Origin of the sequence: Kitasatospora sp. NPDC002965 (assembly GCF_040611255.1) — a bacterium.
Lineage (GTDB): Bacteria > Actinomycetota > Actinomycetes > Streptomycetales > Streptomycetaceae > Kitasatospora.
Map to the genome: position 1 here is coordinate 28,144 of NZ_JBEXNT010000050.1, position 14,873 is coordinate 43,016.

General features: G+C 75.6%; 14 protein-coding genes. 8 read left to right on the forward strand and 6 right to left on the reverse strand.

Annotated features, from left to right (window positions below; translation table 11 throughout):
- Window positions 1-15: 15 nt before the first annotated feature.
- Window positions 16-228, reverse strand: coding sequence for a hypothetical protein (locus ABZY91_RS20440; protein ID WP_355404174.1), 213 nt, complete (start codon window positions 226-228; stop codon window positions 16-18).
- Window positions 229-364: 136 nt separating this feature from the next.
- Complete coding sequence (locus tag ABZY91_RS20445; RefSeq protein ID WP_355404177.1) at window positions 365-1,138, reverse strand: alpha/beta fold hydrolase; 774 nt, start codon at window positions 1,136-1,138, stop codon at window positions 365-367.
- 187 nt (window positions 1,139-1,325) lie between these two features.
- Between ABZY91_RS20445 and ABZY91_RS20450 the strand changes: the two genes are divergently transcribed.
- The gene (locus ABZY91_RS20450; RefSeq protein WP_355404179.1) at window positions 1,326-2,135 is read left to right on the forward strand and encodes a hypothetical protein; all 810 of its coding nucleotides are present in this window, start codon (window positions 1,326-1,328) and stop codon (window positions 2,133-2,135) included.
- A 71-nt stretch (window positions 2,136-2,206) separates the two neighbouring features.
- On the opposite strand, the gene ABZY91_RS20455 is transcribed toward ABZY91_RS20450, so the two are convergent.
- Window positions 2,207-2,578, reverse strand: coding sequence for a DUF6401 family natural product biosynthesis protein (locus ABZY91_RS20455; protein WP_329951143.1), 372 nt, complete (start codon window positions 2,576-2,578; stop codon window positions 2,207-2,209).
- 263 nt (window positions 2,579-2,841) lie between these two features.
- Between ABZY91_RS20455 and ABZY91_RS20460 the strand changes: the two genes are divergently transcribed.
- The 5 genes from ABZY91_RS20460 (at window position 2,842) to ABZY91_RS20480 (ending at window position 7,809) form a co-directional block, all read left to right on the forward strand.
- Window positions 2,842-3,768, forward strand: coding sequence for an LLM class F420-dependent oxidoreductase (locus ABZY91_RS20460; protein WP_329881770.1), 927 nt, complete (start codon window positions 2,842-2,844; stop codon window positions 3,766-3,768).
- Window positions 3,769-4,302: 534 nt separating this feature from the next.
- Window positions 4,303-4,914, forward strand: coding sequence for an AAA family ATPase (locus tag ABZY91_RS20465; RefSeq protein ID WP_355404181.1), 612 nt, complete (start codon window positions 4,303-4,305; stop codon window positions 4,912-4,914).
- Between the two features lie 264 nt (window positions 4,915-5,178).
- Window positions 5,179-6,192 carry a zinc metalloprotease gene (locus tag ABZY91_RS20470; RefSeq protein ID WP_329951141.1) on the forward strand — a complete coding sequence of 338 codons (1,014 nt, stop codon included), beginning with the start codon at window positions 5,179-5,181 and terminating at the stop codon, window positions 6,190-6,192.
- Window positions 6,193-6,474: 282 nt separating this feature from the next.
- Window positions 6,475-6,939, forward strand: a complete 465-nt coding sequence (locus ABZY91_RS20475; protein ID WP_329951140.1) for a universal stress protein — start codon at window positions 6,475-6,477, stop codon at window positions 6,937-6,939.
- 42 nt (window positions 6,940-6,981) lie between these two features.
- Window positions 6,982-7,809, forward strand: a complete 828-nt coding sequence (locus ABZY91_RS20480) for a DNA-formamidopyrimidine glycosylase family protein (RefSeq protein ID WP_355404184.1) — start codon at window positions 6,982-6,984, stop codon at window positions 7,807-7,809.
- 15 nt (window positions 7,810-7,824) lie between these two features.
- Here ABZY91_RS20480 and ABZY91_RS20485 read toward each other — a convergent pair whose 3' ends face one another.
- The 3 genes from ABZY91_RS20485 to ABZY91_RS20495 all read right to left on the reverse strand — a co-directional run bounded on the left by ABZY91_RS20485 (window position 7,825) and on the right by ABZY91_RS20495 (window position 10,289).
- The gene (locus ABZY91_RS20485) at window positions 7,825-8,460 is read right to left on the reverse strand and encodes a uridine kinase (RefSeq protein ID WP_355404213.1); all 636 of its coding nucleotides are present in this window, start codon (window positions 8,458-8,460) and stop codon (window positions 7,825-7,827) included.
- Between the two features lie 76 nt (window positions 8,461-8,536).
- Window positions 8,537-9,847 carry a PQQ-binding-like beta-propeller repeat protein gene (locus ABZY91_RS20490; RefSeq protein ID WP_355404186.1) on the reverse strand — a complete coding sequence of 437 codons (1,311 nt, stop codon included), beginning with the start codon at window positions 9,845-9,847 and terminating at the stop codon, window positions 8,537-8,539.
- A gap of 100 nt (window positions 9,848-9,947) precedes the next feature.
- Complete coding sequence (locus tag ABZY91_RS20495; protein WP_355404188.1) at window positions 9,948-10,289, reverse strand: DUF4326 domain-containing protein; 342 nt, start codon at window positions 10,287-10,289, stop codon at window positions 9,948-9,950.
- A gap of 248 nt (window positions 10,290-10,537) precedes the next feature.
- Between ABZY91_RS20495 and ABZY91_RS20500 the strand changes: the two genes are divergently transcribed.
- Together ABZY91_RS20500 and ABZY91_RS20505 are read left to right on the forward strand one after the other, a co-directional pair.
- Entirely contained in the window at window positions 10,538-12,991 is a 2,454-nt protein-coding gene (locus ABZY91_RS20500) for a SpoIIE family protein phosphatase (protein ID WP_355404190.1), read from the forward strand.
- Between the two features lie 104 nt (window positions 12,992-13,095).
- Window positions 13,096-14,808, forward strand: a complete 1,713-nt coding sequence (locus ABZY91_RS20505; RefSeq protein WP_355404192.1) for a histidine kinase — start codon at window positions 13,096-13,098, stop codon at window positions 14,806-14,808.
- Window positions 14,809-14,873 lie beyond the last annotated feature (65 nt).

Sequence of the window (14,873 nt, forward strand, 5' to 3'; positions counted from 1 at the left end):
ACGAGACGGTGCTGATCAGGCGGGCGACCCGGTCGTACCCGGGGCCGCCCCGGTAGTCGACGCCGCGCTCCCCAGCTGCGCCGCCCGTCGGCCGTCCCGGAGGCCGGCGTCGCCGAACTCGGGTCCGTCGGCCGATGTGCCGTCCGGCTGCCGGAAGTTCAGCTCGCCGATCACCTCGGCCCGGACGGTCGAGCCGTCCCCGAGATCGATCGTCACCGCTTCGGTCACTGGTCCCCTCCGAAGATCCGCCGACGAATCGTCAGAACACTCGGCGCCCCGGCGGGGCCGGGCGGCTTCGTCCGGACCGGGGAGCGTCCGGACCGGGGAGCGTCCGGACCGGGGAGCGGGTGGGCCGGGGCGGGCTTCAGGCGTCCGTGGGGAGGGGCTGGGCCGGGTGGCGGGGCGCCGCGGTGCGGGGCTGGGCGGGGAGCGGGAGGCCGAGGGCGGTGGTGGCGTCGGCGGGCAGGGCCAGGGCGGCCGTGACCTCCGGCGGCAGGTCGCGCAGGCGGAGCAGTCCGGCGGAGAGACGGGCGGCGGCGCGGTGCCAGTCGCCGGCCCGCTGGAGCAGGGCGTGGCCGCTGCCGAGGACGGTGTAGCCGCAGACCCGGGCCCCGGCGGCGCGGCTGCGGGCGGCGAAGGCGAGCGTGTCGGCGGGGGAGGTGACCCGGTCGCGGTCGCCGTGCAGCATCAGGACGTCGCGGCCGGCGAGCTGCTCGCAGGGGTCCTCGGCGGGGCACCAGGGGGCGAGGGCGACGATGCCGCTGACCTGGGGGTGACCGCCGGTGCGCAGGGCGGCGCGGCCGCCCATCGAGTGGCCGATCAGGACGGTGGGGACCTTGCCCAGCTCCTCGGCGAGGTCGTCGAGGGCGGCGCGGGTGTCGCGGGCGGCGTCGGCGCGCTCGCCGTTCCAGCCCCGGTGGCGGTAACGGACGGTGCCGATCGCCACGCCCGCGCCGGCCGTCTCGCGGCGCAGCGCGCGGACGAAGCCGGCCATCCGCAGGCCGGGCGGGTTGATCCGGCCGGGCCGGGAGAGATTGTGTTCCTCGCCGCCGTGCAGCACCAGCACCGCGGCGCCCGGCTGCTCGGGCCGCTCCTGCCAGACCAGCGCCCGGTGTCCGCCCGTACCGTTGCCGCCCACCCTGTACCGCTTTCGCCGTCCGTTTCGTGGACCGCAACTGTACGCGCCGGGTGAGGCCGTCGGGTTCACCCGGGCGGCTCAGCGCCGGTGCCGGGCGCGCGCGGGCGGCCGGTGGAGCTGCTATCCACGAAAGGTGGGGGTGTTCCGCGCGCCGCTCAGGGCGCAGCGTCGCCGAGTGGAGGACTTCGTGGCTCAGCAGCTCGCACTATCTGTCGACTTCGGATCGGGATTCACCGAAGCCTGGTCGAAAGTCGCCAAGTTTATTCCGCAGTTCATCGCCTTTCTGGCGATCCTGGTCATCGGCTGGTTCGTGGCCAAGGCCATCGCGAAACTGCTGGACCGGGGGCTGCGCCGGATCGGGTCGGAGAAGGTGGCGGAGCGAGGCGGGATCGCCCGGTACCTGAGCGGCTCCAAGTACGACATGACCGGGATCGTCTGCAAGATCGTCTACTACGCGATCCTGCTCATGGCGCTCCAGCTCGCCTTCGGCGTCTTCGGCCCCAACCCGATCAGCGTGATGATCAACGGCATCGTCGGCTGGCTGCCCAAGGGCATCGTGGCCGTGGTCATCGTGGTGGTGGCGATGGCCATCGCCAACGCCGTCCGCGACATCGTCCGCAACGCGCTCGCCGGCGCCGCCTACGGGCGGACGGTGGCCACCGTCGCCTGGGCCTTCATCGTCGCCCTCGGTGTGATCGCGGCGCTCGGCCAGGCGGGCATCGCCACCGCCATCACCGGTCCGCTGCTGATCGCGGTGCTCGCCTCGGTCGCCGGGATCCTGGTGGTCGGCGTGGGCGGCGGTCTGATCATTCCGATGCGCCAGCGCTGGGAGCGGTGGCTGGACGGTGCCGAGAAGGAGACCGCCAAGCTGCGCGGCAACGCGTACCAGGCGGGCCGGGAGGACGCGCTGGCCAACCAGCCGGTCCGCCCGGCCACCCCGGCCGGACCGCCGGCTCCGGGCATCGACCCGGGCCGGCCGGGCGGGCAGTCGGGCTGAGCGCCGGTCCGCCGGGCCCGGTCGCCGCGCGGTGACCGGGCCCACCGGGAGGGTCACCGCGCGTGCCGGACTCAGGCGGGCAGCAGACCCTGCTCCCGGACCAGCCAGCAGATCGCGGTCAGCCGGTACACGGCGAAGTCGTACCCGACCGGTTCGCGCCAGCCGATCTCGGTGAGCGCGTCGAGGAAGCCCAGCGCGTAGTCCGACAGCTCCTCGCGGTCGAGGGGCCGGGGCGAGAGCTCCGGCCCCTGCGCGTACAGCAGCTCGCGCAGCTCGGCGGTGTGCTGGTCGACCGCCGCCACGAAGCCCGGCTCGAAGGCGAACTCGGCGAGCCGGGGGGTGAAGGCGGCGACGATCCCGGGCAACGGACAGCCGGCCGGCCGGTGGGAGGGGTCGGAGTCGTCGGGGGAACCCCGGTGGGATCCGTCGGGCGTGGCGAACATCCGTCCACGGTAGGCGAGCGGGGCGGCGGGAACGGCCCCTCGTTGCGGTTCCGTGTTGAGACCTTGGCCACCCCGCGGCCCGGCCGTCCGAGCCCGTCGGGGACCGGCCGGTCACCGCGCCCGCCGGCGCCCGGTCCCCGGGCCGGACCCCCGCCGGCCCGGTCCCGGCGCCGCTCCGGTCGCCGGCCGTTCACCGGCCCGACCGCCGCCGGAATCGGTGAAACGGGTATGAGCACGGGGTGGTCTGTACCAGAATGGCCGGTATGGATCTTCGAATCTTCACCGAACCCCAGCAGGGCGCCGACTACGACACCCTGCTCCGGGTGGCCCGGACCGCCGAGGAGCTGGGTGCCTTCAGCGCCTTCTTCCGCTCCGACCACTACCTGAAGATGGGCGACGTCAGCGGCCTGCCCGGCCCGACCGACGCCTGGATCACCCTGGCCGGCCTGGCCCGGGACACCAGCACCATCCGCCTCGGCACCCTGATGACCGCCGCCACCTTCCGGCTGCCCGGCGTGCTCGCCATCCAGGTCGCCCAGGTCGACGCGATGAGCGGCGGCCGGGTCGAGTTCGGCCTCGGCGCCGGCTGGTACGAGGAGGAGCACAGCGCGTACGGCATCCCCTTCCCGAAGGAGAAGTTCGGGCGGCTGGAGGAGCAGCTGGCGATCGTCACCGGGCTGTGGAACACCAAGCTCGGGGAGACCTTCGACTTCGCCGGGGAGTACTACCGGCTGACCGACTCGCCCGCGCTGCCGAAGCCGGTCCAGCAGAAGATCCCGGTCCTGGTCGGTGGCAAGGGCCCGACCCGCACGCCGGCGCTGGCCGCCCGCTTCGCGGACGAGTTCAACCTGCCGTTCGTCTCGGTCGAGGAGAGCGCCGCCCAGTTCGGCCGGGTCCGCGCGGCCGTCGAGCGGGCCGGGCGGCAGGCCGACGACCTGGTGTACTCCAACGCCCTGGTCGCCTGCGTCGGGCGGGACGACGCCGAGGTGGCCCGCCGGGCCGCGGCGATCGGCCGTGACGTGGACGAGCTGAAGGCCAACGGCCTGGCCGGCACGCCCGACGAGGTGGTGGAGCGGCTCGGCCGGTTCGCCGCCGTCGGCAGCCGGCGGGTCTACCTGCAGATCCTGGACCTGGACGACCTGGACCACCTGGAGCTGATCGCCTCCCGGATCGCCCCGCAGCTGGGCTGAGTCCGGCCGCGGCCCGGCGGCTCCACCGGACGCGCGCCCCGGCGCCGGGGGAGCCGCCGCCACGCGTCCCGGGGGGGCCGCCGAGCCTCCCCGGGCCTCCGGCCCAGCCGTGCCCGGCCGGGGCGCTGTGACGTGCCCGGTGCGCTTCTGTGACGTTCCTGGAGCGGTAAAGGACTCGGCCCGGACCGGGGCTGACCACTAGTCTTTACTTTCTCTTGAAGGGGGAAGGCTCTTCGGGAGACGGAGCCGGGCAGCGTTCGGGCCGGCGGGGAGTCAGGGGGAGAGCCGATGGCGGACGTCAGGGTCTTGGGGATGCCGGACCTGTCCGGACCGGCCGATTCCGGGCCCGCGGCCGGGCCCGGGGCGGAGCCGGTGAGTCGGTCGGGGAACGGGACCGGCGGCGAGCCCGGGCCCGGGGCGCCGGCGGGCGCGACCGCGGGGGCATCGGCCGGGCCCGGCGCCGCGGTCGCGCCGCCCGAGGCCGGGGGCGAGTCCGGCGCCAGGGTGCCGGCGCCGCGGACGGCCTGTCGAGGGGTGTCGCCGGAGCCCGCCGGGACGGTGCTGCGCCCCCGCGGGCTGCAGGACCTCCGGCAGAGCCGGGCCCGGCCGGCCGTGCTGCACTACCCGGCGGGGGACCTGCTGGTGGTCTCCGGGCTGCCCGGCAGCGGGAAGAGCACGCTGATGCGCCGCTGCGTCCGCACCCTGCTGGTCGACTCGCAGCAGGTCCGCGAGGAGTACGCGGCCCGGGTGCCCGGCTGGCTGCCCTACGCGGTCTACCGGCCGGCGGTCCGGGTGGCCCACTACCGTCGGCTGCGGCGCGCGGTGCTGGCGGGCGGCCCGCTCGCGGTGCACGACTGCGGGGCGGTGCCGTACGTCCGGCAGTGGCTGGTCCGGGAGGCCGCGCGGCAGGGGAGGCGGGTGCACCTGATCCTGCTGGACGCCAGCGCAGAGGAGGCCCGCGAGGGGCAGCAGGCCCGGGGCCAGGCGGTCTCCGCGTACGCCTTCGCCCGGCACCGGGAGGCCGGCCGGCGGCTGCGCCGGCGGCTGGCGGGGACGGGGGAGCCGCCGGCCGGCTGCGCCTCGGCGGTGGTACTCGACCGGGCCGGTGCGCGCGCCCTCCGGGAGATCGTCTTCGTGGCGTCGTAGTCTCGGCGAGGGCCGTCGCCGCTCCACGGAGCCGACGGGGCGTCAACTTTCGGACAGACCGGGGCCGGTACTGTGCGCATGCGCGCGACGGGAAATGCTCGATGTGCGGCCGGGTCGGACCGCTCAAACTTCCGGATTATGTCTGATATGTCGTCAGAAGTTCCAGGCCGGAACGAGTCTGACGCGTACACGCGACTCTGCGTAGCCTGAGCTCGGCGGCCCCCCTCAACCGCCGTCCCCCACAACTCCCCCTCAGGAGCGCAGATGCGTCGTTCTGCTCGCGTGCCCTCGCGTGCCGCCGCAAGGTTCCTCGGTGCGGCCGCCCTCACCGCGGCCCTCGGACTCACCCAGTTCGCCGCCCCCTCCACGTTCTCCACCGCCACCGCGGCCCCCGGGGCCCCGGTCGCCGCCGCCGAGTGCACCGGTGACGCGAGCCAGGACGCCGCCGCGCGCAAGCCCGCCGGCGGTTCCGCCGGCCAGGAGCCCAACGCCGTCAGTGACGCCCAGGCCAAGGCCATGGACGCCGAACTCCAGGCCCGGGTCACCCAGCTGGCGCTCTCCCCGGGGGGCAACGCCCTGCTCGCCCCCGGCACGCTGGCGGCCACCACGACCGTCCCGGTGTACGTGCACGTCGTCCACTCCGGGACCACCGGCAAGCTGTCGGCCGCCACGATCACCAAGCAGATCGCCGTCCTGAACGCCGCGTACGGCGGTCAGGGTGCGGGCAACACCCCCAGCCAGTTCCAGTTCCAGCTGGCCGGCACGGACTACACCGACAACGCCACCTGGTACAACGGCATCACCCCGGGCTCCTCCGCCGAGCGGTCGATGAAGAGCGCGCTGCGCAAGGGCAAGGCGGGCGCCCTCAACCTCTACACCGCCAAGCTCGGCCAGTCGCTGCTCGGCTGGGCGACCTTCCCCAGCTCCTACCAGTCCAACCCGACCGACGACGGCGTGGTCGTCCTGGACACCTCGTTCCCCGGCGGCTCGGCCACCAACTACAACGAGGGCGACACCGCCACCCACGAGGTCGGCCACTGGCTCGGGCTCTACCACACCTTCCAGGGCGGCTGCAGCGGCCAGGGCGACTACGTCTCGGACACTCCGGCCGAGAAGAGCGCCGCCTACCAGTGCCCGGCCGGCCGTGACACCTGCACCACCACCGGGGTCGACCCGATCCACAACTTCATGGACTACACGTACGACTCCTGCATGACGCAGTTCACCGCCGGTCAGGTCGCCAGGATGGCCAGCTCCTGGGCCGCCTACCGGACCTGACGGTCCGCGGCGACCGCCGCCCGGAACACCGGCGGGTGCACGGCCATCGGGCCGCGCACCCGCCGGTGCCGTTTCGGCCCGGCCGGCCGACGGTCCGACGGGCGGTCCGTCGGTCCGGCTGCCCGGCTGTCCTCGACTTCCTCGGCGCCGGGCCCGGATCGCACAGGGTTCGAAAGTATCCGGGGCTCCCGGCGTGGCAAATGGCGACTGTTTGTCCGCTTTGATCTATGTTCGAGGGGACAGCAGTGCAGTCGGGAGAGCAGTCGAGCAAGGAGCAGCGGTATGGCCAACAGCGCGAACCCCCGGATCGTCGTCGGCGTGGACGGCTCGCCCGCCTCGGAGCAGGCCCTGCGCTGGGGCGTCGACTACGCCCGGCTGGTCGGCGGCACCGTCCAGGCCATCGCGGCCTGGGAGTACCCGGCCTTCTACGGCTGGATCGGGGCGGGCGTGCCGGCCCCCGACTTCAACCCCGAGGAACTCGCCGGGAAGACGCTCGCGGAGAGCGTCACCCGCGTCGTCGGTGACGACCCCGGCGTCCGGATCGCCGAGTCGGTCATGCCCGGCAACGCCGCGCAGACACTGCTGGAGGCCGCCGCCGGAGCTGCGCTGCTCGTCGTCGGCAGCCGGGGTCTCGGCGGGTTCTCGGGAGCGCTGCTCGGCTCGGTGAGCCGCCACCTCACCGAGCACGCGCCCTGCCCGGTGGTCGTCGTCCGCGAAGGGGCCGCCGGCGCGGGCACCGCCGCGTAGCCGGGCGTGCGGCGGGCCGCCGTACGGAGGCACGATGGAGGCATGCCAGAAGGTGACTCCGTCTACCGCGCGGCGGCCCGCCTGCACGAGGCCCTCGCCGGACAGCTGCTGACCACCGCGGACCTGCGGGTGCCCGCGCACGCCACCGCCGACCTGACCGGCCGCCGGGTGCTGGAGGTCGCCCCGCGGGGCAAGCACCTGCTGACCCGCCTGGCGGGCGGCCTCACCCTCCACACCCACCTGCGGATGGACGGCCGCTGGGAGGTCTACCGCCCCGGCGAACGCTGGGCCGGCGGACCGGCCTGGCAGATCCGGGCCGTTCTGGGGACCGAACGCGGCACCGCCGTCGGCTACCGGCTGCCCGTCGTCGAGCTGCTCCGCACCCGGGACGAGGAGCGGGCCGTCGGCCACCTCGGACCCGACCTGCTCGGCTCCGGCTGGGACCCGGCGGAGGCGGTCCGCCGCCTGCTCGCCCACCCCGTCCGGCCGCTCGCCGAGGCCCTCCTCGACCAGCGCAACCTGGCCGGCATCGGCAACGTGTACGCCAACGAGCTGTGCTACCTGGCCGGTGTCACGCCGTGGACGCCGGTCGGCGAACTGACCCGCCCCGAGCGGCTGGTGGACCGGGCCCGGCAGCTCCTCGACGCCAACAAGCTGCGCTCCGGCCACGTCACCACCGGGGACACCCGGCGCGGCCACCAGCACTGGGTCTACGGCCGGGCCGACCGGCCGTGCGTGCGCTGCGGGACGAAGGTCCTGACGGCGAGCCAGGGCGTCCCGCCGCAGGAACGGGTGGCGTTCTGGTGCCCGTACTGCCAGCGCGGGCCGGCCCCGGCGGCCCGGCCGGCGGGCGCACGGCGCGGCCGGTGAACGGGCCGTCCGGCGTCAGGGGCGCTCGACCAGGGCCGGGTGGCGGGGGTCGTCGACACGGACGGTGAGGTCGGCCGCCTCGGTGGGGACGGTCTCCGCCTCGTAGCGGGCGAAGGCCGGCAGCGTCCACCGCTCCTCGGGCGGGGTGCGGCGGGCCAGCGCCGCCGGGGAGAGCGACAGGTGGACGGTCAGCTCCAGCGGCAGCCACCGGCCGAGCAGCAGCGCACCGTCCAGCAGTAGGACGCCGCCGGGCGGCAGGGTGACGTACGGCGCGCGGGTGGAACGGTCGGTCGACGGGTCGCGCAGGCTCGGCAGCACCCGTCCGGTGCCGCCGGGCTCCAACGGGTCCAGTACCTCGCGCGCCAGGGCGCCGTCGTCGAGCCAGAGGTCGTGGAAGGCGTCGGCGTCCTGCTTGCCGTACTCCAGCCGGACCGAGGCCGGGCGGAGGAAGTCGGCCGCCGAGACCCGCAGGGCCGGGCGGCCGCGCAGCCGCAGCGGCTCCACCAGGGCGTCGGCGAGCGCGCCGGGCCGGGCCGCCGCCGCCCCGTCGACGGCCACCCGCTGCCGGCGCCCGTCGGCCCCGGGTGCGGCGGCGATCCGTTCGGCGAGCAGCTCGACGAGCCGGTCGAACGAGATCGGGCGAATCTTCACGGAGTCGTCCACGAGGTCATCCTGCCGTGGGGGCGGGCGGGCGCCGGGCCGGCCGTCGTTCGTCCTCGGCGAACAGTCACGGGACGGGCAGCGGGCCCATGGCGTACAGGACGCTGTCGTGGCCGCCGTAGAGGTTCGCGCCGTCCGTGAAGACCGACCAGACGTCGACGCCGGGGCCGGAGTCGCTGAAGCTCCGGGACTCCCGGCCGGACACGGTCTCCAGGTGGTGGAGGCCGTCGGCGGCCGGGCCGGGGACGATCAGCTCGGCGCCGGCCAGCACGGGGCGGGTGCGGCGGTCGAGGCGGAACGGCAGCTCGTGCCGCCAGAGCTGCTCGCCCGTGGCCACGGCATGGGCGGTGACCAGCCCGTTGTCCCGCAGGACGTAGACCTGGGTGCCGTCGCTCACCGGAGGCAGGGCGCGCCACTCCTCGCCCTGGCCGGGGGCGATCGACCAGCGCGGGACGCCGTCGGCGTGGCGCAGGGCCCGCACACCGGCCGCCCCGTCGGGGAGGTACAGGTTCTCCAGGTCGATCGCGGACCACGCCGCGCTGCCCGCCGCCCCCCAGAGCCGGCGGCCGGTGGCGCCGTCCAGCAGGGAGACCCCGGCGGTCGGGTCCGAGTCCCGGGCCAGGAGGCGACCGGACCAGTCGAGGACGGCGACCAGGCCTTCGCCGCGTTCGGCGGCCGGGCGGGACCAGACCACGGTGTGCGTGGTGGCGTTCACCGCGAACAGCCTGCCGCCCGGGCCGAGCGGGCGGCTCTCGGCCCGGCCGTAGAGCAGGCTTCCGTCGCAGCCGAGCAGGATGACCCGGTCGCCCAGCTCCTCGGGCAACGGCATGCTCCAGTCGGCGAACGGGCCGATCAGCGTGCGGGCGTCGATGTGGCCGGGCGAGGTGGTGAAGACGCGACCGGCGCCGACGATCACCGGGCTGTCGGCCGGCGCGCCCTTGGACACCGGGAACTCCATCGTGCGGGTCACGGCGCCGGTGTCCCGGTCGAGCACCCGCAGGGCGTCCCCGGAGAGGTGGACCGGAGCGTTCGGCCGGCCGTCGAGCCGCAGCGGCGTCATGGGCGCGGGTCCCCGGTACGTCCAGAGCGGCTCCGGCCCGTTGACCCGGGTCGGCAGCGGCAGCGGCTTCGGCGGCGCCGGTTCCGGCCCGCCCGACGACCGCGACACCCCCCAGACCGCGGCGCCCGCGGCCAGCACCCCGGCACCCAGCAGCAGCCGCCGCCGGCTCGGCCCCGGTCCGCGCTCCCCGCCGCCCCCGCCACTGAGCACGTCCGCCCGCCCGCCGTCGGTGCCGCCGCCCTCACCGTCCCACTGCCAGGACGCCTCGCCGGGCTCGCGCCCGGCACTCTCGGAACGTTCGGACGGTACGGACGGCATGGCTCGGTACTCGTTCCCCCCGGGGCAGCACTGCGCTGCACTGTCCACGGAGGATATCCAAACCGCACGGCCGGCCCCGCGTGCGGCGCCGCCGGCCCGCTCAGGCGGGGACGCCGTGGTCGGCGAGGTCGGCGATGACCTGGGCGTGGCAGGGGAGCGGCGCGCACCAGCAGCCCAGGCGGTGGCCGCGAAGGCCGGGGACGAGGGCGAGCAGGGCGGGACGGGCGAGCAGGTAGGCGCGGTAGTCGGCGAGCATCTGCTCCCTGGGCAGGTCCGGCCCCGGCCGCCACGGGCAGTGCAGCGGCGACGCGGCCAGGTGCCAGCCGCCTCGGTGCATCGCCCGGCCGACGTAGACGACGTCGGCGTAGGCGGGGTCGTCGCGGTGGCCCTTGAGGTTGACGACGGTGGTCGGGGGCGTCGGGCCGGAGGTGCTGCGGGTCATGGTGACGATGGTGACGCGGACGGGGTGCACGGGCACCCCGGGGGCCGTGTGACCGGTGCGTCCGGTGGGTTCGCCTTGACAGCCCCTGGGGCCCGGCGTAGCAAGAGAAGATGCGCCAGGGTGTGCCGGCGGACCCGCCCGGTCCGCGACCGAGCGGCGGTGGTGCCCGGGACGCGCGATCCGACCCGCACCGCCCCCGGGAGCACGCTGCCCCCGTCCGGGCGGATCCGGCCGGACCCGCCGGGCCGGTGGCGACCGGGCCGGGCGGGGCGGACGGCGCGGCCCAGGAACGCGACGCCCTGCTGGCGGCCGCCGTCCGGAGGGTGCTGGGCACCACCGACGCGTACGGCGCGACCGTCCACCTCCGCTCGCGCGACCGGCGCTCGCTGGTGCTCTGCGCCATCGCCGGCGTGCCGCTGTCGATCATCAGCCCGTTCCGGCGGGTCGCCGCCGCCGGGCCGCTGCCGGCAGCGGTCTCCTACCGCACCGGGCGGACGGTCACGCTGTCCGACACCGAGGACATGATGCGGCGCTTCCCCCAGCTGGCCGTCGGCATGCCCTACGACTTCGCCTCGGCCTGCGTCCCGATCCGCACCGGCGACGACACGTACGGGGTGCTCAGCGTGCTCTGGCCGGCCTCCGACGACGGGGTGCCGGAGGGCGCGCGGCGCCACCTGCGGACGGTCGCCAACCGCCTCGCCAACGGCCTGGCCGGCCTGGAGGCGGCCGGCGGCGCGGTCGAGCCCAACGGCGACACCACCGTGGTGGAACTGACCCCGCCGTCCGCGCCCACCACCCGGGTCGGACTGTTCGACTGGAACGTGGTCACCGGCGAGGTGTCCGCCGACGACCAGTTCTGCGAGATCTTCGGCCTCGCTCCCGGCGACTTCGACGGCCGCGCCGAAACCCTGGCCGGCCGGATCGCCGCGGGCGACCTGCCGGAGTTCCGGACCGCCGTGCGCGGCGCCCTCGACCGGGGCCACGTGCTCGCCGCCCGCCTGCGCGTCCTGGACCGGGACGGGCACCCGTACCCCGTCGAGCTGTGGGCCCGGGTGCCCGGCAGCGGTGCGGACGGCCGCAGCCGCCTTGTCGGCGCCGTCCTCGACACCCGCACCGGGACGGCCGCCGCCGCCGCCGTGGAACGGCTGCGCGACGGCGTCTTCTCGCTCGACCCGGACGGCCGGATCACCTTCGCCAACCACAGCGTCGAGCTGCTGCTCCAGACCCGCCGCGAGGACCTGCTCGGCCACCACCCCTGGCACGTGCTGCCCTGGCTGTCCGACCCGGTGTACGAGAACCGCTACCGGGCCTCGCTGCTCTCGCAGCAGCCCACCGCCTTCCTCGCCCGGCGTCCGCCGGACCACTGGCTCGCCTTCTCGCTCTACCCGGACGCGCACGGCGTCACCGGCCGGGTGGTCGCCGCGGTGCCCCCGCCCGGCGCGGCCGAACCGCCCGCCGAGCCCGCGCCCGGCACCTGGACCGGCCTCGGCGTCATGTACCACCTGCTGCAGCTGGCCAGCGCGCTCAGCGAGGCCGTCACCGTCCGCGAGGTCTGCCGGGCGGTCGCCGACGAGATCCTGCCGGCCCTCGGCGGCCAGGAGCTCGCCATCTACGCCGTCCGGGACCGGCGCCTGCACCTCGTCTCGCAGAGCGGCTACCCGGACGGCTTCCTCGACCACTTCGAGGGCACCCCGATCGGCGCCCGGGTGCCCGGCGCCGAGACGCTCAGCACCGGCACCCCGATCTTCTTCGAGTCGGTCGGCCAGCTCGCCGCCGCCTACCCCGGCATCGAACTGGACGAGATGGGCGCCTGGGCCTTCCTGCCGCTGATCGCCTCCGGCCACCCGGTCGGCAGCTGCATCCTCGGCTTCGACCGGGCCCGCTCGTTCACGCTGGAGGAACGCGGCCTGCTCACGGCCCTCGGCGGCTTCATCGCCCAGGCCCTGGAACGCGCCCGCCTCTACGACGCCGAGTTCGCCCTGGCCCGCGGCCTCCAGCAGGCGCTGCTCCCGCACCGGCTGCCGCGCCTGGACGAGGTCCGGATCGCCGCCCGCTACCTGCCCGGCACCCAGGGCATGGAGATCGGCGGCGACTGGTACGACGCCATCGTCACCGGGCGTGACCTCACCCTCGTCATCGGCGACGTCGAGGGCCACAGCGTCGGCGCGGCCGCCACCATGGGCCAGCTGCGCAGCGCCGTCCGGGCCTTCGCCACCGTCGGCCACCCGCCGGACGAGGTGCTCGCCCGGACCAACCAGCTGCTGCTCGACCTCGACCCCGGGCTGCTCGCCAGCTGCTGCCTGATCCGGCTCACACCGGGCGACGGCCACGCGCTGGTGGCCCGGGCGGGACACCTCCCGCCGGTGCTGCGCCACCCGGACGGGCGTACGGAGGCGCTGTACGTGGCGGGCGGGCCGCTGCTCGGCGTCGACCACCGGGCCGAGTACCCGGTCAGTGAGCTGCGGCTGGCCCCCGGCTCACTGCTCGTGCTGTACACGGACGGGCTGGTGGAGGACCCGGCCGCGGCGATCGACGAGGGCGTGGAACGGCTGCGTGCCGCGGTCGCGGGCCACGGCGCGGCGGCGGGGTCGGCCGACGACGGCGTCGAGGTCCTGGACCGGCTGGCGGAGCGGCTGCTGCACGAGGTGGGTTCGACGCACCGGGTCGACGACGTGGCGCTGCTGCTCACCGCCTACCGGTGAGGCGGGGGCCCCGCCGAGCGTCCGCCGGGTGCGCGACTTTCGTCGGACCGGCCGGCGACGAAGGGTGGCGGCGGTCACGCCGTCCGGTTCGTTAGCCTCACTGGGTGGACGTCATAGCAAGAGCCTGGTCGAAGGCGGTACGAACCGCGCTGCCCGGTCCGTGGCGGCTCGGGCTGGTGCTGCGCGAGGGGATCGGCGCGATCCTGCTCGGCGGGCTCGCCCTGATGATCGAGGTGCTCAGCAGGAGCGGCCTGGCCGTCCCGGTCGCTCCCCTCGTCGCCGTCCTCTTCCTGCTGCGCCGGGGCCTGCCCGCGACCGTCCTGGTGGCGACCGCGGTGGCCAGCGGCTGGTGCGGGGGGCCGCTGCCGCTGCTGGTCTGCGCAGGCTGGTCGGCCGGTGCCCGGGTGACCAGGGTCGGTGTCCTGGCCGGCTCCTTCACGGTGGGTTTCGTCCTCATCACCGCGTCCAGCGTGGTGAAGGACATGGACCAGGCGCCGGTCAAGCTGGTGGTCGGCCTCTCGCTGGGCGGGTTCCTGCTGCTCGCCGTGCTGCCCGCGCTCTGGGGCCGGTACCGGGCGCAGCGCCGGGCGCTGATGGACGCGCTGAGCGAGCGCAACGAGCAGCTGCTGCGCGAGCGGGCGATGGTCGCCCACCAGGCGAGGCTGCGCGAGCGGCACCGGATAGCCCAGGACATGCACGACAGCCTGGGCCACCAGCTCGCCCTGATCTCCGTCCACTCCGGGGCCCTGGAGGTCGACCGGACCCTCAGCGACCGGCAGCGCGAGGCGGTGGGCGTGCTCCGGCTGGCCGCGGTCGCCGCGATGCGGGAGCTGCGGGAGGTGGTCGGCGTGCTGCACGACGAGTCGACCGCCGCGCCGGCCGTCGCGGGTGCGGCGGCGGGAGCGGGCGCCGGGCCGGGCGTCGGCGGCGCCGGTGGGGTGGACGGGATCGAGCAGCTGGTCGAGTCCTCGCGGGCGGCCGGCACGGTGGTCGCCTTCGTCCGGGACGGCGAGCGGCGCCCGCTCGCCGCGTCCGCCGGGCACGCGGCCTACCGGATCGTTCAGGAGGCGCTCACCAACGCGCACAAGCACGCGCCGGGCGCGCCGATCAACATCGCGCTCCGGTACGAGCCGGACGCGCTGGTGGTGGAGGTGGTGAATCCGGGAGCGCCCGAGCCCGTGGGCGTGCGCGCCGGGCGCGCCACCGCGGTCGTCAGCGGCGGGCAGGGGCTGACCGGACTGCGCGAGCGGGCCCGGCTGGTCGGCGGCATGGTGCACGCCGGGCCGACGCCGGAGGCCGGGTTCCGGCTGGCCGCCGTGCTGCCGTACGAGGGGGCGGAAGGGGCCGGGGGCGTCGCCGGCGGTCCCGTCGGCGGAGGCACGGGTGCTCCCGGGGAGGTGCCGGACTGGGCGCTGGACGGCGTTCCGCCGGTCGAGGCCGCACCGCCTCGGCGGCGGAGCCCGGCGATCGGCTGCGCGATCGGCGGGGCCGTGGTGCTGCTCGCCGTGCTCGGGCTGGTGGTGTGGGGCGTCGTCGCCTTCATCCGGGCCACCGACGACTCGACCGTGCGGCGGCCGCTGTACGACTCGGTGGAGGTGGGCACGGCGGAGGCGGACGTGAGGCGGATGCTCCCGCCGGGCAACAGCTTCTTCACCAAGGACCTGGAGCGGGGCGGACCCACCCCGCCGGCCGACTCCTCCTGCCGTTACTTCCTCTCCGACACCGATGGCGAGGGCTGGGAGGGCGACAACGTCGTCCGGTTCTGCTTCAAGGACGGTGTGCTGGTGGAGAAGAAGCACTACAACGTGTCGCCTTGACACCGCCCGCCACGCGGAGCCTCCACGCGGAGCCGTCGTGCGGAGCCGTCGTGCGGAACCCGCCG

Coding starts and splice junctions, on each gene's coding strand:
- ABZY91_RS20470 (WP_329951141.1), top strand. CDS start 5,179: ATGCGTCGTTCTGCTCGCGTGCCCTCGCGTGCCGCCGCAAGGTTCCTC.
- ABZY91_RS20495 (WP_355404188.1), bottom strand. CDS start 10,289: ATGACCCGCAGCACCTCCGGCCCGACGCCCCCGACCACCGTCGTCAAC.
- ABZY91_RS20475 (WP_329951140.1), top strand. CDS start 6,475: ATGGCCAACAGCGCGAACCCCCGGATCGTCGTCGGCGTGGACGGCTCG.
- ABZY91_RS20455 (WP_329951143.1), bottom strand. CDS start 2,578: ATGTTCGCCACGCCCGACGGATCCCACCGGGGTTCCCCCGACGACTCC.
- ABZY91_RS20460 (WP_329881770.1), top strand. CDS start 2,842: ATGGATCTTCGAATCTTCACCGAACCCCAGCAGGGCGCCGACTACGAC.
- ABZY91_RS20490 (WP_355404186.1), bottom strand. CDS start 9,847: ATGCCGTCCGTACCGTCCGAACGTTCCGAGAGTGCCGGGCGCGAGCCC.
- ABZY91_RS20480 (WP_355404184.1), top strand. CDS start 6,982: ATGCCAGAAGGTGACTCCGTCTACCGCGCGGCGGCCCGCCTGCACGAG.